The organism is Comamonas sp. 7D-2, assembly GCF_022749555.1.
GTDB classification, from domain to species: domain Bacteria; phylum Pseudomonadota; class Gammaproteobacteria; order Burkholderiales; family Burkholderiaceae_C; genus Comamonas; species Comamonas thiooxydans.
Window position 1 is genome coordinate 3,552,045 of sequence record NZ_CP094238.1, and the last position, 25,090, is coordinate 3,577,134.

Below are 25,090 nucleotides of genomic sequence, written 5' to 3' on the forward strand. Positions count from 1 at the left end.
CGCCGCTTGCAATGCAGCTGTGAACATGGTGAAGGCCGCGCACCCGCTCGCGTCCAGGCTCTACGACACCTGCACAGACATGCCGACTTTCACTGCGCTGCCAGATTCCAGCCGCCCTGCCGATGAACTGCGTCAAGCCATCAGTTGCGCCACCCGCATGGCCGAGTCCGATGCCGTGGCCCGGCTGCTGCCTGCAGCCACGCTGCCGCCCGCCGAGGCTGCCCAGGTCGCTGCCCATGCGCAAAAGTTGGTCGAGCAGCTGCGCGCCCAACCCGCCAGCGCCGGGCGCCAGGGACTGGTGCAAGGTCTGCTGCAGGAGTTTTCGCTGTCCTCGCAGGAAGGCGTGGCGCTGATGTGCTTGGCCGAAGCCTTGCTGCGCATCCCCGATGCGGCCACCCGTGATGCACTGATTCGCGACAAGCTGCGCGGCGGCGACTGGCAGGCTCATCTGGGCAAGAGCCCCTCGCTCTTTGTCAATGCTGCCGCCTGGGGACTGGTGGTCACCGGAAAGCTGGTCGATACGCATAGCGAGTCAGGCCTGCTCGCGGCGCTCAAACGCATCACAGCCAGGGGCGGCGAGCCGCTTGTGCGCAAGGGCGTGGACATGGCCATGCGCCTGATGGGCGAGCAGTTTGTGATGGGCGAGACCATTTCCCAGGCTCTGGAGCGCGCTCGCGAACTGCAGGCCAGAGGCTTTCGCTATTCCTACGACATGCTCGGCGAGGCCGCACTCACCGCAGAGGATGCGCAGCGCTACATGCAGTCCTATGTGAATGCGATTCATGCGATCGGCAAGGCCGCTGGCGGCGAGGGCGTCTATGAACGGCCGGGCATTTCCATCAAGCTCAGCGCCCTGCACCCGCGCTACAGCCGCGCGCAATGGCAGCGCGTGATGAGTGAGCTGCTGCCACGCGTGCTGCAACTGTGCGAGCTGGCACGCAGCTACGACATAGGACTCAATATCGACGCCGAAGAAGCCGACCGCCTGGAGCTGTCGCTGGACCTGCTGGAACAATTGGCCCACGCCCCTGGCCTGGCAGGCTGGAACGGCCTGGGCTTTGTGATTCAGGCCTATCAAAAACGTTGTCCCTATGTGATCGACTATCTGATCGACCTGGCACGTCGCAGCGAGCGCCGTCTGATGGTGCGCCTGGTCAAGGGCGCTTACTGGGACAGCGAAATCAAGCGCGCCCAGGTCGACGGTCTGAGCGACTACCCGGTCTACACCCGCAAGCACCACACCGATGTGGCCTATATTGCCTGCGCTCGCAAGCTGCTGGCAGCATCCAGCGCCATCTACCCGCAATTCGCCACCCATAACGCCCAGACAGTGGCCAGCATCGAATCCCTGGCCGGTGCCCAGCCCTACAGCGCCGGACGTTACGAGTTTCAATGCCTGCACGGCATGGGCGAGCAGCTCTACCTGCATGTGGTCGAGGCCGAGGACAAGGCCGCACGCCGCCCCTGCCGCATCTATGCTCCCGTGGGTACGCACGAGACACTGCTGGCCTATCTGGTTCGCCGCCTGCTGGAAAACGGCGCCAACAGCTCATTCGTGCACCGCATCGCCAACCCCGACTGGCCCATCTCTGACTTGATAGCAGCCCCTGCAGACCAAGTCTGGGCTGAGGGCCAGCCGAATCCCCTAACCCGAGCCGGGATCGAGACATTGATTGCGGTCGATGCCATAGGCCTGCCCCACCCCCGCATAGTGCTGCCGCGCGAGCTGCTGGGCGGACAGCGCCGCAACTCCTCAGGTCTGGACCTGAGCGATGACGGGGTGTTGAGCGCTCTGTCTCAAGCGCTTGCGCAAAGCCGGCCCGCACAACTTCGCCAGGGTGTCCATGCCGTGCATGCCGCCGACGCCATCGGCACAGCCATAACCAACCCGGCCAGCCATCAGGAGTTGCTGGGCTATGTCAGCGATGCCGGGCCTGTGCAGATTCAGCAGGCAATGCAGGCGGCCGCACAGGCCCAGCCCGCCTGGGAAGCCAGCCCGGCCGAGCTGCGCGCCAGTCTGCTGCAGACCGCAGCCGAGCTCTTTGAAACGCAGATGCAGCCGCTGATGAGCCTGCTGATGCGCGAAGCCGGCAAGACTGCGGCCAATGCCGTGTCCGAGGTGCGCGAGGCCGTGGACTTTCTGCGCTATTACGCGGCTCAGATTCTGCGGCAGGCCGATGCGGATCTGCTCGCCCCCGGCATAGGCCCTGTGGTCTGCATCAGCCCCTGGAATTTTCCACTGGCCATCTTCACTGGCCAGGTCGCAGCCGCCCTGGGCGCTGGCAATGTGGTGCTGGCCAAGCCCGCCGAGCAAACCCCGTTGATCGCCCTTGAAGCCGTGCGCCTGCTGCATCAGGCCGGCATTGCGCCAGACGTGCTGCAATTGCTGCCCGGCCGGGGCGAGACCGTGGGCGCCGCGCTGGTGGCCGATGCGCGCGTGGCAGGCGTGCTGTTCACCGGCTCCACCGAGGTGGCGCGACTGCTGGCTCTGCAGACCGCCGCCAGGCTGCGCCCCGACGGCCAGCCTGTGGTGCTGGTGGCCGAGACCGGCGGCCAGAACGCCATGCTGGTCGACTCATCCGCCCTGGTCGAGCAAGCCGTGCAGGACATTGCTGCATCCGCCTTTGACAGCGCGGGCCAGCGCTGCTCGGCTCTGCGCCTGCTGTGCGTGCAAAACGACTGCGCCGACCGGCTGCTGGCCATGCTGCGCGGTGCCATGCAAGAGCTGCATTGCGGCAACCCGGCCGAGCTGGCCACCGATGTGGGACCCGTGATCGATGCCGATGCCAAGACTGGTATCGAGCGACATATCGCCAGACTCAGGGCTCTGGGTCTGCGCATCCATCAATCGCCGCTGAGCCCGGAAACTGCCGCACAAGGGCATTTTGTGGCGCCCACGCTGATCGAGCTGCCCGATCTGCATCAGCTCAAGCGCGAAGTCTTCGGCCCCGTACTCCATGTACTGCGCTATCAAAGGCGCGAGTTGCCGCAGTTGCTGGAGCGCATCAATGCCCTGGGCTACGGCCTGACCATGGGATTGCACACGCGCATCGACGAAACCGTGCAGCAGGTCGCCCAGGCGGCACATGTTGGCAATCTGTATGTGAATCGCAATATGGTGGGGGCCGTGGTCGGTGTTCAGCCCTTTGGCGGCGAGGGGCTGTCGGGCACCGGCCCCAAGGCCGGCGGCCCCCTGTATCTGCCGCGCCTGCAGCAGACACCCGGCTCGCCCCTGCGTTTGCTCAGTCTGCTGCTGCATCAATCCGGAGAGCTACAGGCACAGGCAAGCGCCACGTCCGTCACGGCAGCAGCGGCGACCGCCTTGCAGCAACTGGGCCACTGGGCCAGGCAGCATGGTGAGGCCATCGTCAGCCACGATTGCGAGCGCCTGCAATCGGCCCTGCCCGATCTGCATGCCGCGCGTCTGCTGCCCGGCCCCACAGGCGAGCGCAATCTCTACCAGTTGCTTGGCAAGCCGCGCACACTGTGCCTGGCACAGGAGAGAACCATGCTGCTGCTGCAACTGGCTGCAGCACTGGCCTGCGGCTCGCAAGCCCTGTGGCTACCCGGCCCGCTAGGCACCGCAGTTCACGGCAAGCTGCCAGATGCACTGCGCCTCCATGTGCGGCTGCTGCCTGCCGAGCTCAGCGTCGAGGAAATTGCAGAAACCGAGCCCATGGATGCAGCACTGCTGGAATGCGACGCCCCCCAATTTCTGCGCTGGGCGCAGGCCTTGGCAAGGCGACCAGGCCCGTTGGTACTGCCCACACGCTGTGTGACAGGCCAACCCATCCGGCTGGAGCGACTCTGGCATGAACGCGCTCTATCGCACAACACGGCGGCAGCGGGCGGCAATGCGGCATTGATGACGCTGGAATAGGCAAGCCCCCTGAGGCGCTTTGCGCCTTCCCCCTCTCTACTTCGCGGCGGGGCCGCCAAGGCCCTTGCTTGCTGTCCACGGCTTAGGCCATGCCTGTTTGGCACTGTGCGCCCGATGCTCACCATGTCCCTCAGAACCGCTAACACTCCCCAGCAAACCGCAGGCTTGCCATTGAGACCAGGCGCGAAGCCGCAAGGCGAAGCAACGACATATCAAGGGTGGTATTAGCGGATCCCAAAAAGAAAGCACCCAGCGCAAGCAGTACCTGCGCTGGGTGCTCTTTTGAGAGCAAATGAGATTTACAGCTTGGCGATGGACACCTCTGTGGACTTGACCAGAGCGACAACCTCCGAGCCCACCGCCAAGCCCAGATCATTGACCGAGCGTGTGGTGATCACCGAAGTGACGATGCCCCAGGGCGTTTCCACATCCACTTCCGAGACCACGTCACCGCGGATGATTTCCTTGACCTTGCCCTTGAACTGATTGCGTACGTTGATGGCTTGAATGGACATACAAAATTCTCCTGAGAAGTCATGAAGGTTCTGAAAAACAGTGTTGCTGCACTGCATGAAAACAATTCTGAAACCTTCTTCAAAAAACTCAAAAGAATAAAAACAAAAATTTTTATATCAAAAACATCTTATGAAAATAAGCGACCGTAGCGTGGCACAAGCCTGCGCGGCCATGCATCGCGCAGCAGTCCGATCGCGCGGATGACAAGGACGCCCAACACCACGATATGGCTGCGCAAAAAGTTCGAGACATTGAGCACCACCTGTGCCAGCCCCTGCTGCACAGTCGCCCCATGTAGTGCAATACCAGGGGCTTGAAGCTCTTTCGGGAGGTTCGAGTTGAAATTCAGTCTTCGGCAGATTGCAGTGCCGCACGCACCACCTGGGGCGTCAGCGTAGGCACAAAGCTCTCGATGAAGGCATAGGCATAGCCACGCAGCCAGGCATCGCGGCGCAGAGCCAGGCGTGTGAGATTGACCTCGAACAGATGACGGGCATCGATAGCGCGCAGATGGCGGTCGCGCTCGGCATCGAAAGCGATGGAGGCAATGATGCCCACACCCATGCCCAGCTCCGCATAGGTCTTGATTACATCAGCATCCATGGCGGTGAGCACCACATCGGGCACCAGCCCGGTCGCCGCAAACGCCTTGTCGATATGGGCACGCCCCGTGTAACCCTGCTCGTAGGTGATGATGGGGTGGCGCGCCAGCGCCTCCAATGTCAGTGCTCCGTCCGTATCGAGCAGTTCATGGCCGGGCGGCACGACCACGCTGTGCGACCAGCGGTAGCAAGGCAGGGTCACCAGATTCTCATAGCTGCCCAGCGCCTCGGTGGCCACGCCGATATCGGCCTCACCCGAGAGCAGCATCTCGGCCACCTGGCGTGGCGAGCCCTGATGCAGATGCAGCGAAACCTGGGGGTAGAGCCTGCGGAAATCGCGCACCACCTGGGGCAAGGCATAGCGTGCCTGGGAATGCGTGGCAGCAATCGACAGGCCACCACGCTCGCTGGCGTGGAAGTCCTCGCCCGCGCGACGCAGATTGTCGGCCTCGAGCAGCATGCGCTCGACAATAGGCAGCAAGGCCGTGCCGGGCGGCGTCAGCCCCGTCAGGCGCTTGCCGGCGCGCACAAAGATATCGATGCCCAACTCCTCCTCGAGCTCGCGAATCTGCCGGCTCACACCGGGCTGCGAGGTGTGGAGCATGGCCGCCACCTCGGTCAGATTGAAGCCACGCCTTGCCGTTTCCCGGACCGAACGCAGTTGCTGAAAATTCATATCTTGATGGCAGGCGGCACAGCTTGTGGCTGCGCCAGCCGCCTGTTTCTCTTTGTTTTCGTTGGATGCTCAAATCGCCCAGCGCAGACCCGTAGCCGGCACGCCAGGCCAGCTCGGCAATCCGGTTGGCTGTTCTGACTCGGGCTTTTGCAGCACGCGATCCAGAATGCGTGTCTCCAGCGCGGCAAAGCGGGCATCGCCATGCACACGCGGACGCGGCAAATCGATGCGCTCGTCGAGCGCAATGCGCCCATCCTCGATCAGCACCACGCGGTCGGCCAGGGCCACGGCCTCCTGTACATCGTGCGTGACCAGCAAGGCCGTGAAGCCATGACTGCGCCACAGACCTTCGATGAGGCGGTGCATCTCGATGCGCGTCAGCGCATCGAGAGCGCCCAGCGGTTCATCGAGCAGCAGCAGTCGCGGCTGGTGAACCAGGGCACGGGCCAGGGCTACGCGCTGGCGCTGGCCGCCAGACAGCCGCGCCGGCCATTCGTTTTCGCGGTCAGCCAGTCCTACCTGCGCCAGCACCTTGCGGCCGCGCTCGCGTGCCGAATCGGGCAACCCCAGAATCACGTTGTCCAGCACCCGCTTCCAGGGCAGCAGACGCGCGTCCTGAAACATGATGCGCGTATCCCTGTTCTGCCGGCGCTGCTCGCGCGCATCGCCCGCATCGATCAGTAGCTGCCCGGCACTGGCCTCTTCCAGCCCTGCCACAAGGCGCAGCAAGGTGGACTTGCCACAACCGCTGCGCCCAACGATGGCGATGAACTCGCCCGGCCGGACATCGAGCTGCACCTGTTTGAGCACTTCCCGCTCGCCATAGCGCTTGGTCAGCTGCAGGGTCTGCAAATGCACGCCCTGCGCGCCCTCGGTCTGCTCTTTCTGCTCCGCGTCCGGCTGCTGGCTGCTGTCCTTTTTTTCCTCTTCCGCATCCTTGGCCCTGCGCCACAGCTGGCCGCTAGCCTGCAAGGCCTCAGCCTCGTCCCAGGATGCCTCCCATGCCACCAGCGGCTGACGCGCATTCAAGGCACCGGCACTCACCAGCGACTGCGTCAAACGATTCCACAAACTGCTCATCACCAACTCCCGTCTTTGTCTGTTCAAAACTGGCGCAGCACATGCGCGTGGCAGCGAGCAAGCGCCGCCGCGCAGCGAGGCTGTCGTCCCCTGGGGGAAGCCGCAATGCGGCTCAGGGGGCTCCATAGCTCGGATGCCAGCGCAGCCACCAGCGCTCCAGCGAACGGGCAAACACATCGGCCAGCTTGCCCAGGATTGCGTAGAGCAAGATGCCCACAAGCACCACATCGGTCTGCAGAAATTCACGCGCATTCATGGTCAGGTAGCCGATGCCCGCCTGGGCCGAGATGGTCTCGGCCACGATCAGAATCACCCACATCAGCCCCAGCGAAAAACGCAAGCCCACGAGGATGGAAGACAGCGCTCCCGGCAAGACGATGTCGCGATACAGCTGCCAGCGCGTGAGGCCATAGCTGCGGCCCATCTCGATCAGACCAGGGTCCACGTTGCGAATGCCGTGAAAGGTGTTCAGATAGATGGGAAAGAACACCGAGACGCTGATCAGAAACAGCTTGGCCGATTCGTCGATGCCGAACCACAGAATGACCAGCGGAATCAGCGCCAGCGCAGGGATGTTGCGCACCATCTGGATCGTGGAATCGAGCAGCGTCTCGGCCCAGCGCAGCGAGCCTGTGAGCAGCCCCAGCAGCAAGCCCAGGCTGCCGCCAATGGCCAGCCCCGCCAGCGCACGCCCGGCACTGACCTTGACATGGGTCCATAACTCGCCCGACTCTGCCAGAGCCCAGGCTGCACGCAACACATCCAGCGGTGCGGGCAGCACCCGTGTGGACAGCCAGCCATAGGCCGATGCGGCCTGCCAGGCAGCGATCAGCGCGACCGGCAACAGCCAGGGCAGCAGCCGCAAAGCGACCTGACGCGCCAGCAACTCAAGGCGCGGCACCGGCGGGCTTGCAGGCTGGACAGCGGATTGCAAGGTCAGCGTTTGAACATCACTCATACACACTCCTTCAGCTTTGCGACACTCGGACCTGCTCGCGCTCTGGAGCGGCGGCTCCCGAAGCAGCGGCTCCCGAAGCGACGGCTCGCGGCGAGTACAGATTGGCCACGGTCTCGCCGAACGGGCCGCCGGGGTTGCCACCACCGAGCTTTTCCTGCACGTTGACGGGCAGCAACGGGAAGACCAGCTCGGCAAAGCGATAGGCTTCCTCAAGATGCGGGTAGCCCGAGAGCACAAAGGTGTCTATGCCCAGATCGGCATATTCCTTGATACGGTCTGCCACAGCCTGGGCGCTGCCCACCAGGGCCGTACCCGCGCCGCCACGCACCAGACCCACACCGGCCCACAGATTGGGGCTGATCTCCAGGTCCTTGCGGCTGCGCTTGGTGCCGCCCGCATGCAGCTGGGCCATGCGGCGCTGGCCTTCGGAATCCATGCGTGCAAACGCAGCCTGGGCCTGCACCACGGTCTCGTCCTTGAGGCGGCTGATCAATCGCTCGGCGTCGGCCCATGCCTCTTCATCGGTCTCGCGCACGATCACATGCAGGCGGATGCCGAACTTGACCTGGCGGCCACGGCGATCGGCCTTCTCGCGCACATCGGCAATCTTTTTGGCGACTTCGGCCGGTGGCTCGCCCCAGGTCAGATAGGCATCGACCTGCTCTGCCGCCAGCTCGTGGGCGGCAGGCGAAGAGCCGCCGAAATACACGGGTGGATAGGGTTTTTGCAGCGGCGGGAACAGCAGCTTGGCACCCTTGACCTGCAGATGCCGACCTTCGAAATCCAGCGACTTTCCCTCATGGCTGCGTGCCAGAATCTCGCGCCAGATCTCGATGAACTCGGCCGATTGTTCATAGCGCGTCGCATGATCGAGAAACACGCCATCGCCCTCCAGCTCGGCCTGATCGCCGCCGGTGACCAGATTGATCAGCAGCCGCCCGCCGGAAAGCCGGTCGAAGCTGGCGGCCATGCGAGCAGCCAGGCTGGGCTGATGCAGGCCGGGACGCACGGCCACCAGGAACTTGAGGCGCTTGGTGACGGGCAACAGGCTGGACGCCACTACCCAGGGATCTTCGCAGGAGCGGCCCGTGGGAATCAGCACGCCTTCGTAGCCCAGGCTGTCGGCCGCCACGGCCACCTGCTTGACATAGTCATGGCTCAGCTGGCGTGCGCCTTCGCTGCTGCCCAGGTAGCGGGCATCACCATGGGTGGGAATGAACCAGAACACTTGCATGACGAAATCTCCTTGAACCTGACTTAGAACCTGGATGCCACGGAGGGCGTGATGGATGAAGCGGCGGGGCTCGCCTGGCCATGGCCGGCGTATTCAGCCGCCGTGGGCTGCCAGACGATGTCGGCCACCTTCACCTGGCGTGGAATCACGCCCAGACGAAAAAAGGTATCGGCCACGCGCTGCTGCTCGACCACGATGGCGGGATTGAGCAGCGTGGTCGGCGAGCTGGGCCTGCGGCCGATGAAGCGGCTGACCACATTCGCATCCAGCCCGCTGAAAGCAGCCAGCAGTTGCACGGCCTCCTTGCGCGAGGTCTGCACCAGCTGATCGGCGCGCGTGAGCTCGTCGAACAAGGCCTTGATGAGCTGGGGATGACGCTCGACCAGGCCGCGCGAGGCCAGATAGAAAGAGTTGTTGCCCGACAGCCCTTCACCGCTGGTCAGCACGCGCGGCCGGATGCTCAGCTCGGTGGCCGCATAAAACGGGTCCCAGATGGCCCAGGCATCGACGCTGCCGCGTTCGAAAGCGGCACGCGCATCGGCCGGTGCCAGATACACGGGCTGAATGTCGGCCCAGGCAATACCTGCCTTGTCCAGCGCACGCACCAGCAGGTAATGGGCGCTTGAGCCTTTTTGCAGCGCCACGCGCCTGCCTTTGAGGTCGGCCAGGGTTTTCAGCGGCGAATCGGCGAGCACCAGAATGGCCGAGCTTTCAGGCTTGGGCGGCTCGGCCCCTACATAGCGCAGCTCCTTGCCCGCAGCCTGGGCAAACACGGGCGGCGAATCGCCGGTCAGGCCAAAGTCCAGGCTTCCGGCCGACAGCGCCTCCAGCAACTGCGGCCCGGCTGGAAACTCCAGCCAGCTGACCTTGGTGCCTGGAAAGCGCTTTTCCAGAATGCCATGCTGCTTGAGCACGACCAGATTGACGGCCGACTTCTGATAGCCGATGCGCAACTGGGCCGGAGCCGCAATAACCGGCCCAGGCTGGGCCAGTGCATCGTTGGCGTAATGCGCGGCAAGGGTCCAGCTGAAAGCCGTGGTGCCCAGCAGTTGCAGTGCCTGGCGACGGCCGCGATGGAAACGGAGTGAAGAGGATGCAGGACTCATGGCAATGACCTTTTCATGAATCAGCGGCTGGCCAGCAAGTCCACAGGCGCGGCATGCAGCAAATTGAGCTTCTTGGGGATCAGCTTGAGATCGAAGAAGGTGTCTGCAATCTTTTGCTGCTCACCCAGGATTTCGGCATTCACGGCCTTGGTGCCGAACTCGGCACGGCTCAGGTACAGCTCGGTCACCGCGGTGTCCAGGCCCAGGATCTGAGACAGCTCGGCCGCTGCTGCGCTCTTGTTCTTGCTGGCCCAGGCATCGATGGCGGCAATTTCCTCGATCGCGATGCGCAGCACATCGGCATTGCGGCTCGCATAGTCACGCGAGGTGAAGTAGTAGGCACGGTTGTTGACCACGCCCTTGGCATCGGCCAGCAGGCGTGCATCCAGCGCCTTCTGGGCCGAGGCCAGGAACGGGTCCCAGATCACCCAGGCATCGACCGAGCCCTTCTCGAACGCGGCCCGCGCATCGGGAGGAGCCAGAAAGACCGACTGCACATCGCCGTACTTGAGGCCATGCTTTTCCAGCAGCTTGACCAGGAAGTAATGAACGTTGGAGCCCTTGTTGTAGGCAATGCGCTTGCCCTTGAGGTCGGCCACGCTGCGGATCGCCGAGCCCTTGGGCACGATCACCGCTTCCAGGCCGGGGCGCGCCACCGTGGCACCCGCATAGACCAGGGGCGCACCAGCGGCCTGGGCAAAGATGGGCGGTGCCTCGCCCACATCGCCAAAGTCGATCGAGCCGACATTGAGCGCTTCCAGTTGCACAGGTCCGGCATTGAATTCAACCCAGCGCACGGCCACGCCCAGCGGGGTCAGGCGCTTTTCCAGCGTGCCGCGATTCTTGAGAATCGACAGCCAGCCTTTTTGATGGCCCACGCGCAGCACGCGCTGCCCGCCTGCCGTGCCATTGCCCTGCTGCGCATGCAGTGCGCCCGAGGCCAGGGCCAGCGCCGAAGCTGCCGTACCCGCCAGCCACTGACGGCGTGTGGTGCTCAGCAATTGCGACGAAATGACGACAGAAGTGTTGTTGCGATCGGTCATGAGAAATCAATCCTTGGAGCTTGCAGTCCACACACTTCAGGCGCACCTTCGGCCTGATTTCAGGCGCAACTCAGCCTTCGCAGTGCGGGAACTGCTATCAAAAACAGAGACATGGAGAAATGGGCACCGCCCCATCAGTGAGGCAGCAAGCAAGGGGCGCCCCGCAGCGATGCTGCCGTCCCCTCGGGGGGAAGCCGCGTAGCGGCTCAGGGGGCGCTAGTTCAAACGCTACATCGCACGTCGGAGAACGCGATGCTTTCAAAGTCATTGGCTGCAGCCCATTGGGCACTGCGGCGCAGATCGGTGGCCAGCAACTGGGCGGCATCCTCGACGCGCTCGGCGATCTCGGGGGCCAGGCCATAACCGCCTTCAGGCAGCAGTGGCCCCCCCTGATCGGTGGCATAGATGCCCGGCAGTATGTGGCGCGCGCCAAGCGACTGCAGCACGGGACGCAGCGCGTAGTCCAGCGCCAGCATATGGTGAGGGCTGCCGCCAGTGGCCAAAGGCAGGACCAGCTTGCCCTTGAGCGCCGTCTGTGGCAGCACATCGAGAAACACTTTGAGCAGGCCGCTGTAGGCAGCCTTGTAAACGGGTGTGGCCACCACCACCGCGTCGGCACGGGCCACTCTATCGGTCACGGCACGAATCTCGGAGTGATCGAAGCGGGCATGCAACAGGGCTGCGGGGTCCAGCTGGTTGAGCTGCAGCACGGGCTCGGTGCTCAGGCCCTGTGCCTGCAGGCGGGCAGCCACGGCATTGAGCAAGGCACTGGAGCGCGAAGGCTGCGAGGGACTACCGGCAATCAGCAAAATCGACATGGCTTGGCTCTATCTTTTTGTCATTGCAAAGACAGGAGCACTCATCGCGCTCCCATCCTGCGTTTCGCTTATTTCTTGGTGTAGATCTGGTCGAAGCTGCCGCCATCGGCGAAGTGAGCCTTGTCTGCCGCTGCCCAGCCGCCAAAGGCCTTGTCGATGGTGAACAGCTCCAGCTTGGGGAACTGGCCGGCAAACTCGGCGGCCACCTTGGCATCGGTCGGACGGTAGAAGTTCTTGCCGGCGATGCGCTGGGCCTCCTCGGAGTACAGATACTTCAGATAGGCCTCGGCCACGGTGCGCGTGCCCTTTTTATCGACCACCTTGTCGACCACGGCCACCGAAGGCTCGGCCAGGATGGACAGCGAAGGTGCGACGATCTGGAACTTTTCTGGGCCGAACTCCTTGAGCGCCAGATAGGCCTCGTTCTCCCAGGCCAGCAGCACATCGCCCAGACCGCGCTGCACAAAGGTCACGGTGGAGCCACGCGCGCCGGTGTCCAGAACGGGCACGTTCTTGTAGAGCTTGGTGATGAAATCCTTGGCCTGTGCATCGCCGCCGTACTTGCGCTTGGCAAATTCCCAGGCTGCCAGATAGTTCCAGCGTGCACCACCCGAGGTCTTGGGGTTGGGCGTGATCACCTGAATACCGGGCTTGACCAGATCGTCCCAGTCCTTGATGCCCTTGGGATTGCCCTTCTTGACCAGGAACACGATGGTGGAGCTGTAGGGCGCGCTGTTGTGCGGCAGGCGCTTTTGCCAGTCGGCCTTGACATTGCCGTTCTTGACCAGGGCGTCGATATCGCCTGCAAGGGCCAGCGTGGCCACATCGGCCTCAATGCCGTCGATGATGGAACGCGCCTGCTTGCCCGAGCCGCCATGCGACTGCTTGATGGTCACATCCTGGTTCTGCGCAGCCTTCCAGTGCTTGGCAAACGCCTGGTTGTAGTTCACATACAGCTCGCGTGTGGGGTCGTAAGAAACGTTGAGCAGCTGCACGCCGGTTTGTGCAAAAGCAGGCAATGTGGGCAGAGCCGAGAGGGTCAAGCCGGCAATCAGACCGGCAGCCAGAGGAAACTTGATAAAGTTGCGACGATTTTTCATTGGACTGTGTTCTTGGAGTGAATGGTTAACGGGCTTCTGCCCCCGTTGCTGTGCATTCTTGAGCCGCATTCTTAAAACTCAAACTACTAAGATTTCAGTTTGTTATTACCTAAACATCTGAAATCAACCAAGAGGACCCTACACATGGCACGTACCGTTCACTGCATCAAGCTTGGTCAAGACGCTGAAGGCCTGGATTTCCCTCCTGCCCCTGGCGAGCTGGGCAAGCGTATCTATGAAAGCGTGAGCAAGCAGGCCTGGGCCGACTGGCTCAAGCACCAGACCATGCTGATCAATGAAAACCGTCTGAACCTGGCCGACGCCCGCGCCCGCCAGTATCTGGCTCGTCAGATGGAAAACCATTTCTTTGGCGGCGGTGCCGATGCTGCAGCCGGCTATGTGCCTCCCAGCGCCGAGTAAGTTCTTCTGACTCGGACACCAAGCCCCGTGGCCCTGCCCCGGGGCTTTTTCATGTGTGAATTCGCAGCCGTAGCGGCGATGTCGCACGGCCGCTCCGCGTGTGCCCGGGTCGCCGAGGACGGCCTGCCGATCGCGGCGGGAGCTGCGTCGGACATCCTCTCCTTATGCCCGGCTCCATCCGTTAATTCCTCCCGGTGACCCAGCCCACAAGAGATACTTGAAAATCCGCATCCTGCGACAATTCGCCTCGCGTGCGGCCCGTTCCATTTCAATCAATGCCACGGCCCCGACCGTCACCCCCGAGCAGCTGATCGGCTCCCCCGCTGACACATCCATCGTCCATGGTTCTCGATCCCTTCACCCTGCTCGTCCTCTCCGCGGCCATGGCCGCAGCCTCGGCGCTGTACCTGGCTGCGGAATGGAGCAGCGTCCGCGAACGATCGCTGCTGCTCTGGAGCGCGGGGTTTGCGATCATCGCCGTGGGCAGCGTGCTGGCCCTGCTGCGTTCCAGTGGCTATGTGTTGTTCGGCATCTGGTTCCCGAACGGCTTGCTGATCTCAGCCCATTGGCTGTTCCTGGTTGGCGTTGCCGGATTCACACGCACTAGGCTGCCGCGCACCTGGTGGCTGCTGGCCGTCGTTTGGCTGGCGATGCTGTTTCTGCCCGACGGGCCCTGGTGGTCCAAGACGATGCTGGGCATCCAGTCGCTGATGATTGCCGTCATCACCTTGCGCGCCGGCCTGCTGCTGCGCCCGCATGGCGCGGCGCTGAGTGTGGGTGCGGCGCAGCTGCGCTTCGTCCTGCTGGCACACGGCCTGTTCTACCTGGCCAAGGCCGGTTCGGCCGTGGCACCGGACGCTTTCGTCAACCTGGCCAGTTTCCGAGGCGCGGTGATTCTGGTCTCGCTGGTAGAAGGCGTAATGGCGATCATGCTGCTCGCGATGTCCATGACCGGCACCGAGCGCCATCGCCGCGAAGAGCGCATCGCACAGATCGCCGCCCGCGATCCGCTGACCGCCCTGGACAACCGCCGAGCGCTCTATCTGCGCGCACCCGAGCTGCTGCGGCAGGCCTCGCCAGCCAGCCCAGGCGCCCTGCTGCTGATCGACATTGACCACTTCAAGCAGGTCAACGACCTGCACGGTCACGATGCCGGCGACCGCCTGCTGGTGACCCTGAGCGACCTCATCCGAGGCTTGCTGCCCCACGGCGCACAGGCCGCGCGACTGGGCGGGGACGAGTTCGTGATTCTGCTGCGCAGTGTCTCCGGTGCCGTCGCACAGGAGCTGGGACAGAACCTGCGCGAGTCGTTCGCGCAGCAGGCGCGCGCCATGTTCGCAACGCCGGAGCCAGTGTCCCTGAGCATCGGTGCAATCTTGTTCGACCAGCCCGAGACCGAGCTGTCACATTGGCTCAAGCGGGCCGACGAAGCCCTCTACGCATCGAAGCGCAAGGGACGGGACCGGATGGAACTCGCCCCGCTTCCGCCAGGGCGGTCGCAATGATGCCCCCTAGCCTCGACAGGGCGTTGTTGCATAAATAGCTATGCCGCCAGCCGTAGGCTTGCTGCATGATCCCAGCCAACAAACCTCGCTACCAAACCACGAACTGGAAACAGTACAACGCGGCACTCAAGGCACGTGGTTCACTGTCAGTTTGATTGGACAAGCACATGGCCTGGTTTGCCGCTGGCAGCGGCAAACGCGGACGTAGTCCGAAGTTCTCTGATGCTGCCATCCAGTTTTGCTTGACCCTTCAAAACTTGTTTGGCTTGGCGCTGAGGCAAACCACTGGTTTGGTGGAGTCGGTGCTTCAACTGTGCGGCCTTGCATGGCCAGTGCCCGACTTCAGCACCCTGTGCAGGCGACAGCGAGATTTGAATGTCCAGATTCCGTACTCTCGCAGCAAAGCAGGCTTGCACTTCTGGTTGACTCAACAGGAATCAAGTTTCTGGGTGAAGGCGAATGGAAGTGCAAAAAGCACGGTGCCGAATATCGCCGTCAGTGGCGTAAGTTGCACATAGGCATCGATGCCGACACCTTGCAGATTCGGGCAATCTGTGTGACGAGCAACAACGTCAGCGATGCCTCAGTGCTCTGCGATTTGTTGGAACAATTGCCACCAGATGAAGCACTTAAAAGTCTTACTGGTGATGGTGCTTACGATACACAGCCCGCCTACGAAGCAGTCATCAGACGCGGGGCTATACCCCTCATTCCTCCACGCAAGAATGCACGAGTGCGCAGGGGAACAGTTTTTGAACACCGCAATGCAGCTATTGCTGTGTGCAGGCGCTTGGGACGCAGTATCTGGAAACGCTGGATTGGCTACCACCGGCGAAGTCTGGTGGAAACGAAGATGAACTGCATCAAAAGACTGGGTGAGCGAGTGATGTCTCGCACCTTTGAACGCCAAGTCAACGAGCTGCACATCCGAGCAGCCATATTGAATCGATTTACTGAACTGGGCCGTCCTCAGACGGCAGCCGTGGCATAGCCACGGCCGGGGTATGGGGTCACTCGCCTCAAACTGGATTTATGCAACAACGCCTCTTTGAGTTAAACGGCTACAGCCAGCCTAGACCTCCCGTTCGCGGCCTTGTGCTGAACGGGGCTGCTTCTGGCCAAACGCCGCCATAACAGGCTGAGGTGGTCGGTTCAATGAGAACACCCAATTCGACCCGTTTCTCACGGTGGGTATCGATTGGCGGGAATATTTGCTCCATTGGACGCATCCAATGTGTAGATCCATCGATTGCGAAGGAGTGAATCATGGGCATAGAGCACAGCAAAATCCTCGAGTGCGAAGAGGTTGCACAGGGTACGATGGCATTCCATCTCGCCAAACCGGCGGGGTTTGATTTCCGCCCTGGACAGGCGTTTGAAATCCAGCTGCCGGGCGCGCTCCCAGGGGAAAGCAAAGAGGAGCGATGTCACGCATTCTCCATTGTTAGCGCGCCACACGAGAGTGAATTGGTGTTTGCCACGCGGATGAGGGACAGCGTTTACAAACGCGCTTTGGGAGCTCTACCCGTAGGTGCAGAGTTGGATATCGATGGACCATTTGGTTCGCTGACCTTGCATAAAAACACGGCGCGAGCGGGTGTGCTCATCGCCGGTGGGATTGGCGTGACGCCGTTCATGAGCATGCTGCGAAACGCTGCAGTGCAGCAGTCACAGCAGGATTTGCTTCTGCTGTATTCCAATCGTCGTCCAGAAGATTCGGCGTTTCTCTCTGAGCTTCAAGCTCTCGAAAAGAAGAATCCAAAATTCCGGCTCAAAGCCACCATGACGGATATGGAGCACTCTGCCGTGGATTGGAGTGGTGATACACAAACGATCGATAGAGAGTGGCTCCAACAGGCCATTGAGGGCTTGGCTAATCCGATCTTTTATGTTGCTGGCCCACCTTCCATGGTGGCGGCAATGCAGCAGTTGCTGTTATCAGCCGGCATTGATGAGGACGATGTGCGTAGTGAGGAGTTCTTTGGATATTGATTTGGCAGACTCACCCTGATCAAGGGGAAAGTCTGCCATGACGCATTTGGATGCAGCCGCTTGGCATACCTGGCCAGGCTCTTACCAGGGCAGATAGAACATGGCCTTGGCCAGCAAGACAATGACCAGCACATGGCAGAACACGCTCAGATGCAATCGGTGCGAGCGTCGCCCATTAAGTTGTCCTTGGCGGCGCCACCACATGGCGCTGGCGAAGTGCGCAAGCACGCTAAGCGCCAGCGCAATCTTGAGCACCATCAGCATGCCTGTACTGCTGGCCAATGGGTGCGCCAGTACCGAGCGGTGCTGCCAGGCCAAGCCCGCTCCCGCAAAATACAGCACTAGCAACACCCAGGGCATGACGGCGGTGGCGCGTGTCCCCAGCGCCTGCTCCACGGGGAGCATGTGCTGCTTCGGCACTCGGCTGTGCACGTTGGCCAGCAGCACGACTTCGAAGAACACTGTGCCTGCAAACGCCACGGCGGCCAGCAGGTGTAGTGTGATCAGCAGGCCATAGCTCATGTCTGGGCCTTCTCTCTTGACAGTCGTATGGCAGGAATCAACGGCACTGCGCTGACAGACGTTGGCGGTATCAGGTCCGCAAGAGTGAAGCCATCTAGATGCGCCATGAAGCTGTGCAAAGCTCCTTGCAACATGCCAGCGAGGCGACAGTCGCCGGTCAGCGTGCACCGGTTGTCGTTGCCAAAGCATTCCACCAGCGTGAAGTCGGACTCTAGTCCACGTATCACTGTACCGATATGGATCTGCTTAGGTTCACGGGCGAGGCGCATGCCGCCTCCCTTGCCACGTACCGTCTCTATCCAACCCTGCAGGGCCAGCTGATGCGTCACTTTCATCAGATTTGCCTCGGAAATGCTATAAGCCTGCGCCACCTCGGAAATCGTGCATAGGCGCTCTGGCCGCTGGGCCACATGCATGAGCAGCCGCAGCGCATAGTCGGTCATCAGGGTTAGACGCATTGAGTGATCTCGTTCAAACAGATTTTCTGGACTTGCTGGCGACATATCCTGATGGTTGAGCCGCTGAGAGTCCAGCTGGTGGCAGGCGCGGCCGAATCAGCAAGGGCGCAAATCGCCATAGGTACAAAGCAAAGGCCAGCACCCATGCAAGCGCCGAGGCATGCAGCGCGGCTTGAGGGAGCCCCGCAGGCAGAAGTGCCAGCAGGCGCAGCAAAGCGGCGGCAAGCACCAGCACATACATCACCACGATGCTCCCATCGGCGCGCAATGGTCGCCCCAGATGGCCCAAAGCCGTACGTGTCACCATGCCGATTATCAGCACCGCAAAGCCGGCCACCCCGATCACATGGACCGGCCAGGCCAAGCGCAGTACCCAGCCGCTCGCCTGGAACGCTGCCACCAGCAGGCCCGTGCCCAAGGCCGCATGACCCAGATACAGAATCCACAGCAACGGCACCTGACGCACAGCCCAGGGTTTCCAGGCCAACACCTGCCATAGGGTGATTAGTCCCGTGACAGCCAATGCGGTCACCATACCCGACACCCACCCCAGCAACAGGCAGACAATGCCAAGCACGCCAGCCCAGAGTTGCCACTGCCCGCTGGCCGTATGCATGGGAATCTGCAGATCCGTCACCGCCCGCATTGCGAAGAATGGAATAACGCGCCGCGCAACCAGTAGTGCAATCACAGCCATGCACAGCAGCCCTGTATAAAGGTAATGCATCAGCGTTGCGTAGTCGCTGCCTTGCCATACCGAGCGCAGAAAGAGTGCATCGGCCACGCCCAGACCTGACACCAGCAGCGGCAGGCCGTAGTTGCGTCGGCTGCGTGCTGCATAGATCACCCGGCCCAGCACTACGGCAGCGGCGGCGAAAAACAGCAGTTCGCATACTACGGCAAAAGCAAAAGCTGTATCACCCACCACCAGGAAACCCACGCGCGCCAGCAGCCACAGTACGCACAGCCCGCCCAGCGCCCGGCCCTGAATAGGGTTGCTTCCAGTCCAGTTACTAGCCGCCGTGAGCAGAAAGCCCACGGCAATCGTCGCCACAAAGGCCCACAACATCTCGTGCGCATGCCACTGCACGCCGCCCAAACGCCCCGCAAGCCACTGTGGCGCGAACACCCACAACGCGACCGACACCGCAGCCCACAGACAACCGGCCATGTACAAGGGCCTGAAGCCAAGCTCCAGTAAGGCTTTCCACTGGGGTGCAGGAGCCTTGGGTTGGGGCACAAACCCCATCGGCTCCTCGATCTGCAGCAGCTCAGACATGGCTCACCACCTCCGGTAGTGCTTTAGGATCACGGCTCACCTGGTAGCCCGACCACAGGCTCTGTGCAATACGGCGCGCCGCCTGCCACGCTTGATCAGCCATGGCGCGGTTGGGTTGCTCGGCCAGCGTGATCTCGAACAGGCCCAGCCAGCGCTCAAACAGCTCTAGGCTTAGACCCGGTAGCGCAGCATGCTTGGGCATAGGGGCCCCTGAAAAGCGTGCTGTGCGTCGCAAAATGGCCGACCAGAAATCCACCAGCTTGGTCAGATGATGGTCCCAGTCCACTATACGTGCATCGAAGATGGGGCCGAGCACCTCGTCCTGGCGTATTCGCGCATAGAAGGAGTGCACCAAGCTGACGACCTCCTCTTCAGTGCAAAGCTCATGAATCCTCATTGCACACTTCCTTTCGCTGTCGTTACCGCACATAAGATTCATTAATTATGTATCTTATAGCTAGACATGTCTCTAGGTGCATGGTGTTGTTGCATTACAGGGACTTCCCGTCAATGCAAGCGCTGATCAGTAACTTTTGACGGACCTGTCTGCCAAGACGATCAGGTGCTTGAAACGAGGAACAGACTGCCCATCTACAGACGGGGTTAGGCACGAGGTGTGCGCCCCCAGAAACAAACCGCGCAGCAGGGCTCCATTCAAATCTCGTAGAGAGGACGCGCAAGCCTGTACTGAACCAGACAGGGTCCGGCCGCTACGTTCCAGAAAATACCTGAGCGGGGGCTTGAAACCGGAAGCCGGCGGCAGCTTCCGTTCCTGGGCACCGACAGCTCAGCTCGAAGCCTTGGCCAGTTGCTGCAGTTCAAGTTGTCTGGCAGCACTGGCTTCGAGGTTTGCACGCTCTTCATCCAGATAGCGGTAAATGCTTTTGAGGTCGGCGATTTTCTGCCTGATCTCCGCCATCTTCTTTTCAATGAGTTTGGCGCCGTCAGCACAATCAATCGTCTTGTTCCGCTGCGCATCCAGGATCTGGCCTATTTCCCCCAGCGAAAAACCCATGCTTTGCGCGCGCTGGATAAAGGTCAGATCCTGCAGGGTTTGCGCAGTGTAGACGCGATAGTTGTTGGTTCGCCGCGTCGGCGAGATCAGACCGATTTGCTCGTAGTAACGCAAAGTATGGCGGCTGGCGCCGCTGCGGGTTTCAAGTTCGCCGATTCTCATCAAAATACCGCTTGACTATAGAGTTAGGTCGACACTCTACATTTGATTTCTCACCTTACCAAGGAGCAGGAGAATGAACGTGGAGTGCTTTGTCACGGGAGGGACCGGCTTCATCGGTCAACATTTGCTGGCAAACCTGAGTGCCAAAGGTCACACCGTCCGGGTGTTGATGCGCCGCCCAGAACGGCTGGCTGCACTGCGAGAGCAAGTCGACAATCTGGGAGGAATTGCCACCCGGATATTTGCCGTTGCAGGCGACCTTGAGCGGGACAACCTCGGGCTGAGTCCCGCCGACCAAGCAGTGCTAAGGCAGGCCAGAGTCGTATTCCACCTGGGTGCCCACTTCGCTTGGGGGCTTTCATTGGAGCATTCTCGTGCGGTCAATGTAGAAGGGGCAAAGCGCGTGGCGCTGTTGGCGGCTAAGCTAAATAGCCGCTTGGTGATGATCGGCGGCTACATGCTGAAGAATCATGAACATCTGCTTCGCATCGGAATTGATCCTCGTCATCCAGAGCTGACCGATTGGCCTGCCGTCTACCGACACGTCGGTGCTTACGAGGCGAGCAAGCTGGAAGCGCACTTTGCGACCCTGCAGGTCATGTCCACCAAGGGTGGGGAAGCTACCGTAGTTCACCCCGCGACGGTCTGCGGCCATAGCCGTACCGGACATATCCTTGACGGTCAGCCGCTGGTGGCACTGATACGCAATCTTGCGCAGGGAAAGCTGGCTGCAGTGCCCGGCACTGCCAAGCATTGGCTGCCACTGGTCACCGTGGATTACCTGGTTGAGTTGGTGGCGGCTTGTGCTTTCGATCCTGCCATGGTGGGCAAGGAACTGCTGGCGCTTGATGACCAAAGCCCCAACTTGCGGGAGCTCTTGGGACAGGTGGCACAACCCATGGGCTTGAAGCCTCCCAGGTATCACATCTCACTGCGATTGCTGAAGTTGCTGCTGAGTATTCCGCCCGTCGCGCGGTTCTTGAATACAGACGCTGAAGCCTTGGACTTTATCCAGACCACTCGCTTTGATACGGCGGCGGTCGAGCAATTTGCCAATAGGCATGGAATAGCCAAACCGGATATACGTCAGGCTTTGCAGCACACTGCAATGTTCGTCAACTCATATTGCATGACCAAGGACAGGACTGCCTGACATATTCCTTGGGGCAGCAAACAACATCAAGATCGAAGGTGGTCGTACGGAGCAGTACGGCGCGGTCTCGGGCTCGTCGCAGATGTGCGCTTGCATACGCCCGCAAGGGTCTGCTGCACCATTTCGGCACACGCAGAAGCAGTCATCCAGATGATGTCGGACATGACAACAGATCGCATGGCCGGTCTGGGATGGAATCGGTATTCAAGGCTGACCGACAAGACGGCTACCGGCAAGAGAGGTCATCCCCCCGACAAATTGGACGCGCACTCACGACAGCGGCCATACAGCGTAATTTCATGGCTATCTACCAGAAAACCAGGTGGCGCCAAGCCCGCCAGGTTGCCGGGACAGGCATGCACATCGAAAACCCGCTGACAGACGGTGCACTGAAAATGGTGGTGGTGGCCGTGGTGAGCTACCTCGTACATGGGCGTGCGCTCAGGCAAGTGGACTTCATGAAGAAAACCCTCTTCAGCCATCGCTTTGAGCGCTCGGTACACGGTCGCAATCCCCAGCCCAGGTAGCGTTGCCTGCGCCAACTCCAGCACCTCCTGTGGCGCAAGCGGCCTGTCGGCCTTCGTCATGGCCTGCTCAATAGCCGCGCGCTGCTTCGTGGATCGTTGCTTGGAGGGGGTCATTGTGGCAAGGCTATGTCGTGGAAGCGGGGATGCGATATTGTGCCCTGGCTCGCCCCTTGAGCGGCCCCTACAGGTACTTGAGCCAAGTGATGTCGCGTCGACGCTGCTTGAATGCAGCAAACCAGCGAACGACGGGATACAAAGTCACGGCCAGCAGCGCCGAGATCACCCATAGCCAAAGCAAACTGCTCAGCCCGAACAGTTGTCCCTGGTTGGCCCCCCAGACCGCCATTGCGCTCAAGTACATGAACTTGAGCACGTACAGATGCAGCACATAAAAAAACATAGGCGCGGCCCCCAGCGTGGCCAGAAGCAGCAGCCAGCGGCGGCCTGTGGCTTTCTCGAACGCTCCCAGCAGCAGCAATCCGACGCCGAGCGTCAACAGCAGGAACAGCAGTGAGGGCGGATACTTGGTGACGTTGAACCAGGACATGACCGTCCGCAGCGTATCCGCACCGGCCAGCCAAGGTGCATCGCCATACAGGTTCAGCGTGCGCAACAGCGCAAAGCTCAGCAGGCAGCTAATGCCTGCAACGAGCAGATGGTGTCTGCGCCGTGCCGGGTCACAGGCTTTGCCAAACCACGGTCCGATGCCGTAGCCCAGGGCGATCACACCAATCCAGGGCAGCAAGGGATAGGACGTGCGCAGTTGCAAGCCCGCCAGCTCCAGCCAGCCACGATCATGCAAGATTGCCCAGGGAATATGCATCACGTGATCCGCCGGGAAATGCAGGCTATCGAACAGGTTATGGCCTGCTACCAGCACCAGGCCCAATAGCAGCAAGGCCTTGCGTGGCAGCCACACCAGCACCGACAGAGCCAGCATGGAAAGACCAATGGCCCAGATCACTTGCAGGAAGATCTTGGCGGGGGGAAATTGGAAAGTCCAGGCGAAGTTGACTACCGTCACCTCCAGCAGCACCAAGAACAGGCCGCGCCGCCACAGGAAGCCTGACGCTGCACTCGCCTGACCCGCCTCGGCATGGCGGCTGGCATACAGATATGCCCCCAAGCCTGTCAGAAACACAAACACAGGCGCACACAAATGGGCCAGCATGCGCGGAAAGAACAGGCCAGGCGCAGTGTCTGCCACCACCATCGGGTCCGGCACTTGCAGATGCAGGTAAAAGGTTTCACGGACATGGTCGAGCAGCATGAACAGCATGACGAGACCACGCAGCGCATCGATCGATTGCAGACGGCCAGCACTCGCTAGCGAAGATGGAGAAGGTGACAAGCTGTTTGCTATATTGATATTGAATTATCACTATCATATCAACTCTATGTTTACCCGCACATGGTTCCAGCTCTTCCCTTCCAGCAAGCAAACCATGTGTCCAAGAGCGCAGGAGCACATGCACGCTGTCTTCCCCGAAAAACCTATCGAGACCTCCCGCCCCACCCTCTGCTGCCCTGCAATCGTCGCTGCCTTGCTCCTGGCCAGCGGCAAGGCCTTCGCCATTGGACAGGACGAAGCCAAAGGCTTTGCCGAGGGCAGTTCTCTCATCATGCACAACCGCATGCTTTCAGAGCAGCTCGACTATCAAAATGGCAGCAGCTTTCGCGCCGCAAGTGGGCAAAGAGGCCGAACCCTTGCGCGCGAATCGGCCTACGGGCTCATGCTCAATTACGAATCAGGCTACACACGTGGCCTTGTTGGAGTGGGGCTTGATGCGCATGCCTATGGGGCCCTCAATCTAGGCACCGAAGCGAACCATGCACGCGCAACACCTCGCTACGTGGCCAGGAATGGACAAGAGATTGCCGATCGTTTTGGGCGCGCCGGCGCTGCGCTGAAAATCCGAATGTCAGCCACCGAGCTGAAGGTGGGCGAGATGCGGACCAGGTCCCCGCTCTTCAGTTCGTCCGATACTCGACTGCTGCCTGAAAGCAATCGAGGCTGGCAAGTCATCAGCACAGACATCCCTGCGCTCACACTGCAGGCCGGACGCTTTACCGGCTGGGCTGACCGCAACGCCCGCAAGAACGGTGCCGACCTGCAGGCCAACTACTCGGGCGTGACCAGCAGCTCCTTCAGCTTTATAGGCGGTACATGGCTCACACCCATCACCAACCTGACGCTCAGCAGCTACTACGGGCAATACGCGGACAACTGGAACACCGCTTATCTGGGAAGTTTCTACAAACTTCCTCTGCCAGATAAGCGTTCACTCTCGTTCAATCTGAATATCTATCGCAGCACCGATACCGGCAGGGCAAAGTCCGGCGTCATCGACACCACCACCTGGAGCTTGATGAACAGCTACGCCATAGGAGCTCACAAATTCGGACTCGGCTACCAGAAGGTCCGCGGGAACAACCCGTTTGACTATGTGAATCGCGGCTCCATCTGGCTGGAAAACGCGATGCAGCTATCCGACTTCAACGGTCCGCGCGAAGCCTCCTGGCAACTCAGGTACGACGTGGACCTGAGCTCCATTGCAACCCCTGGATTGAGCGCTGGCGCGGCCTACACCAGAGGCTCCGGTATCGACAACAGCCGTCTCAACGCAGTGTATGCCAGCTACCTCGGCTATTCGGCGGCCAACGGCAAACACTGGGAGCGAGACATTCAGGTTCGATACACGGTGCAACATGGGGCGGTGAAGAATCTGAGTTTGCAGTTGCGCTACGGAGTGCATCGAACGAATAGAGCCCAAGGTGAAGCCAATATGAATCAGCTTCGACTACAAGCGGAGCTTCCATTCAAGGTCCTGTAAACCTGAACGAACTGCCTGATGGGCTGCAATCAGTGATTCATTGCGGCCTCTTTTTCTTCCGATACCTGGCATGAAGCGGTCGATGGGGAAAGTTCACGCCCGACCGCTTTCGAGAGCATGAGTGAAATGGAGGTCCCGGCCACAGGCCGTCGCTGGAGGCATGCGAAACTGACGCTCGGCGCAGGCATCGGATATCGGATGGCGATGAGG

At 61.1% G+C, this 25,090-nt stretch carries 22 protein-coding genes and 1 pseudogene; 7 read left to right on the forward strand and 16 right to left on the reverse strand.

Going from position 1 to position 25,090, the window contains the following annotated elements:
* Positions 1-25 precede the first annotated feature (25 nt).
* Positions 26-3,880 (forward strand): trifunctional transcriptional regulator/proline dehydrogenase/L-glutamate gamma-semialdehyde dehydrogenase, encoded by a 3,855-nt coding sequence (gene putA, locus MPZ60_RS16335; RefSeq protein ID WP_034356245.1) that lies wholly within the window; start codon positions 26-28, stop codon positions 3,878-3,880.
* A 299-nt stretch (positions 3,881-4,179) separates the two neighbouring features.
* Here putA and MPZ60_RS16340 read toward each other — a convergent pair whose 3' ends face one another.
* The 9 genes from MPZ60_RS16340 to MPZ60_RS16380 form a co-directional block, all read right to left on the reverse strand.
* Positions 4,180-4,395: a molybdopterin-binding protein gene (locus tag MPZ60_RS16340; RefSeq protein ID WP_003053517.1), complete on the reverse strand. Its 216-nt coding sequence runs from the start codon at positions 4,393-4,395 to the stop codon at positions 4,180-4,182.
* Positions 4,396-4,741: 346 nt separating this feature from the next.
* Positions 4,742-5,674 carry a CysB family HTH-type transcriptional regulator gene (locus MPZ60_RS16345; RefSeq protein WP_034356248.1) on the reverse strand — a complete coding sequence of 311 codons (933 nt, stop codon included), beginning with the start codon at positions 5,672-5,674 and terminating at the stop codon, positions 4,742-4,744.
* A 69-nt stretch (positions 5,675-5,743) separates the two neighbouring features.
* Entirely contained in the window at positions 5,744-6,754 is a 1,011-nt protein-coding gene (locus tag MPZ60_RS16350; RefSeq protein WP_034356250.1) for an ATP-binding cassette domain-containing protein, read from the reverse strand.
* 112 nt (positions 6,755-6,866) lie between these two features.
* Complete coding sequence (gene ssuC, locus MPZ60_RS16355) at positions 6,867-7,712, reverse strand: aliphatic sulfonate ABC transporter permease SsuC (protein WP_034356253.1); 846 nt, start codon at positions 7,710-7,712, stop codon at positions 6,867-6,869.
* A gap of 10 nt (positions 7,713-7,722) precedes the next feature.
* On the reverse strand, positions 7,723-8,946 hold the full coding sequence (ssuD, locus tag MPZ60_RS16360) for an FMNH2-dependent alkanesulfonate monooxygenase (RefSeq protein WP_034356256.1): 1,224 nt from the start codon (positions 8,944-8,946) through the stop codon (positions 7,723-7,725).
* A 23-nt stretch (positions 8,947-8,969) separates the two neighbouring features.
* Positions 8,970-10,052 carry a sulfonate ABC transporter substrate-binding protein gene (locus MPZ60_RS16365; RefSeq protein WP_034356259.1) on the reverse strand — a complete coding sequence of 361 codons (1,083 nt, stop codon included), beginning with the start codon at positions 10,050-10,052 and terminating at the stop codon, positions 8,970-8,972.
* A gap of 20 nt (positions 10,053-10,072) precedes the next feature.
* Complete coding sequence (locus tag MPZ60_RS16370; protein WP_045840483.1) at positions 10,073-11,095, reverse strand: sulfonate ABC transporter substrate-binding protein; 1,023 nt, start codon at positions 11,093-11,095, stop codon at positions 10,073-10,075.
* A gap of 221 nt (positions 11,096-11,316) precedes the next feature.
* Entirely contained in the window at positions 11,317-11,913 is a 597-nt protein-coding gene (gene ssuE, locus MPZ60_RS16375) for an NADPH-dependent FMN reductase (protein ID WP_242882043.1), read from the reverse strand.
* Positions 11,914-11,981: 68 nt separating this feature from the next.
* The gene (locus MPZ60_RS16380; protein ID WP_003066547.1) at positions 11,982-13,013 is read right to left on the reverse strand and encodes a sulfate ABC transporter substrate-binding protein; all 1,032 of its coding nucleotides are present in this window, start codon (positions 13,011-13,013) and stop codon (positions 11,982-11,984) included.
* A gap of 144 nt (positions 13,014-13,157) precedes the next feature.
* Here MPZ60_RS16380 and MPZ60_RS16385 point away from each other — a divergent pair, with 144 nt between their 5' ends.
* The 4 genes and pseudogenes from MPZ60_RS16385 to MPZ60_RS16400 all read left to right on the forward strand — a co-directional run bounded on the left by MPZ60_RS16385 (position 13,158) and on the right by MPZ60_RS16400 (position 16,930).
* Positions 13,158-13,433: an oxidative damage protection protein gene (locus MPZ60_RS16385; protein WP_003053502.1), complete on the forward strand. Its 276-nt coding sequence runs from the start codon at positions 13,158-13,160 to the stop codon at positions 13,431-13,433.
* A 341-nt stretch (positions 13,434-13,774) separates the two neighbouring features.
* Positions 13,775-14,938, forward strand: a complete 1,164-nt coding sequence (locus MPZ60_RS16390) for a GGDEF domain-containing protein (protein ID WP_034356269.1) — start codon at positions 13,775-13,777, stop codon at positions 14,936-14,938.
* A gap of 65 nt (positions 14,939-15,003) precedes the next feature.
* A pseudogene (locus MPZ60_RS16395) lies at positions 15,004-15,929 on the forward strand (IS5 family transposase).
* A 275-nt stretch (positions 15,930-16,204) separates the two neighbouring features.
* Positions 16,205-16,930: an FAD-dependent oxidoreductase gene (locus tag MPZ60_RS16400; protein WP_034356273.1), complete on the forward strand. Its 726-nt coding sequence runs from the start codon at positions 16,205-16,207 to the stop codon at positions 16,928-16,930.
* Positions 16,931-17,011: 81 nt separating this feature from the next.
* Here MPZ60_RS16400 and MPZ60_RS16405 read toward each other — a convergent pair whose 3' ends face one another.
* From MPZ60_RS16405 to MPZ60_RS16425, 5 genes are all read right to left on the reverse strand, one after another.
* Positions 17,012-17,452 (reverse strand): CopD family copper resistance protein, encoded by a 441-nt coding sequence (locus MPZ60_RS16405; protein WP_034356276.1) that lies wholly within the window; start codon positions 17,450-17,452, stop codon positions 17,012-17,014.
* Positions 17,449-17,910 (reverse strand): Rrf2 family transcriptional regulator, encoded by a 462-nt coding sequence (locus MPZ60_RS16410; RefSeq protein WP_003066673.1) that lies wholly within the window; start codon positions 17,908-17,910, stop codon positions 17,449-17,451. Before MPZ60_RS16410 ends, MPZ60_RS16405 begins: the two co-directional genes overlap by 4 nt.
* Before the next feature lie 13 nt (positions 17,911-17,923).
* Positions 17,924-19,189, reverse strand: coding sequence for an NnrS family protein (locus tag MPZ60_RS16415; protein WP_034356279.1), 1,266 nt, complete (start codon positions 19,187-19,189; stop codon positions 17,924-17,926).
* Complete coding sequence (locus MPZ60_RS16420; protein WP_034356282.1) at positions 19,182-19,586, reverse strand: group III truncated hemoglobin; 405 nt, start codon at positions 19,584-19,586, stop codon at positions 19,182-19,184. Before MPZ60_RS16420 ends, MPZ60_RS16415 begins: the two co-directional genes overlap by 8 nt.
* A gap of 390 nt (positions 19,587-19,976) precedes the next feature.
* Positions 19,977-20,366: a MerR family transcriptional regulator gene (locus MPZ60_RS16425; RefSeq protein WP_012839044.1), complete on the reverse strand. Its 390-nt coding sequence runs from the start codon at positions 20,364-20,366 to the stop codon at positions 19,977-19,979.
* Between the two features lie 73 nt (positions 20,367-20,439).
* Between MPZ60_RS16425 and MPZ60_RS16430 the strand changes: the two genes are divergently transcribed.
* The gene (locus MPZ60_RS16430; RefSeq protein ID WP_034356285.1) at positions 20,440-21,519 is read left to right on the forward strand and encodes an SDR family oxidoreductase; all 1,080 of its coding nucleotides are present in this window, start codon (positions 20,440-20,442) and stop codon (positions 21,517-21,519) included.
* 242 nt (positions 21,520-21,761) lie between these two features.
* On the opposite strand, the gene MPZ60_RS16435 is transcribed toward MPZ60_RS16430, so the two are convergent.
* On the reverse strand, positions 21,762-22,160 hold the full coding sequence (locus MPZ60_RS16435; RefSeq protein WP_034385118.1) for a Fur family transcriptional regulator: 399 nt from the start codon (positions 22,158-22,160) through the stop codon (positions 21,762-21,764).
* A gap of 67 nt (positions 22,161-22,227) precedes the next feature.
* Entirely contained in the window at positions 22,228-23,325 is a 1,098-nt protein-coding gene (locus MPZ60_RS16440) for a DUF1624 domain-containing protein (protein WP_034356288.1), read from the reverse strand.
* Between MPZ60_RS16440 and MPZ60_RS16445 the strand changes: the two genes are divergently transcribed.
* Positions 23,315-24,880, forward strand: coding sequence for an OprD family outer membrane porin (locus tag MPZ60_RS16445; protein ID WP_242607051.1), 1,566 nt, complete (start codon positions 23,315-23,317; stop codon positions 24,878-24,880). The genes MPZ60_RS16440 and MPZ60_RS16445 overlap by 11 nt on opposite strands.
* The last annotated feature ends 210 nt before the right edge of the window (positions 24,881-25,090 follow it).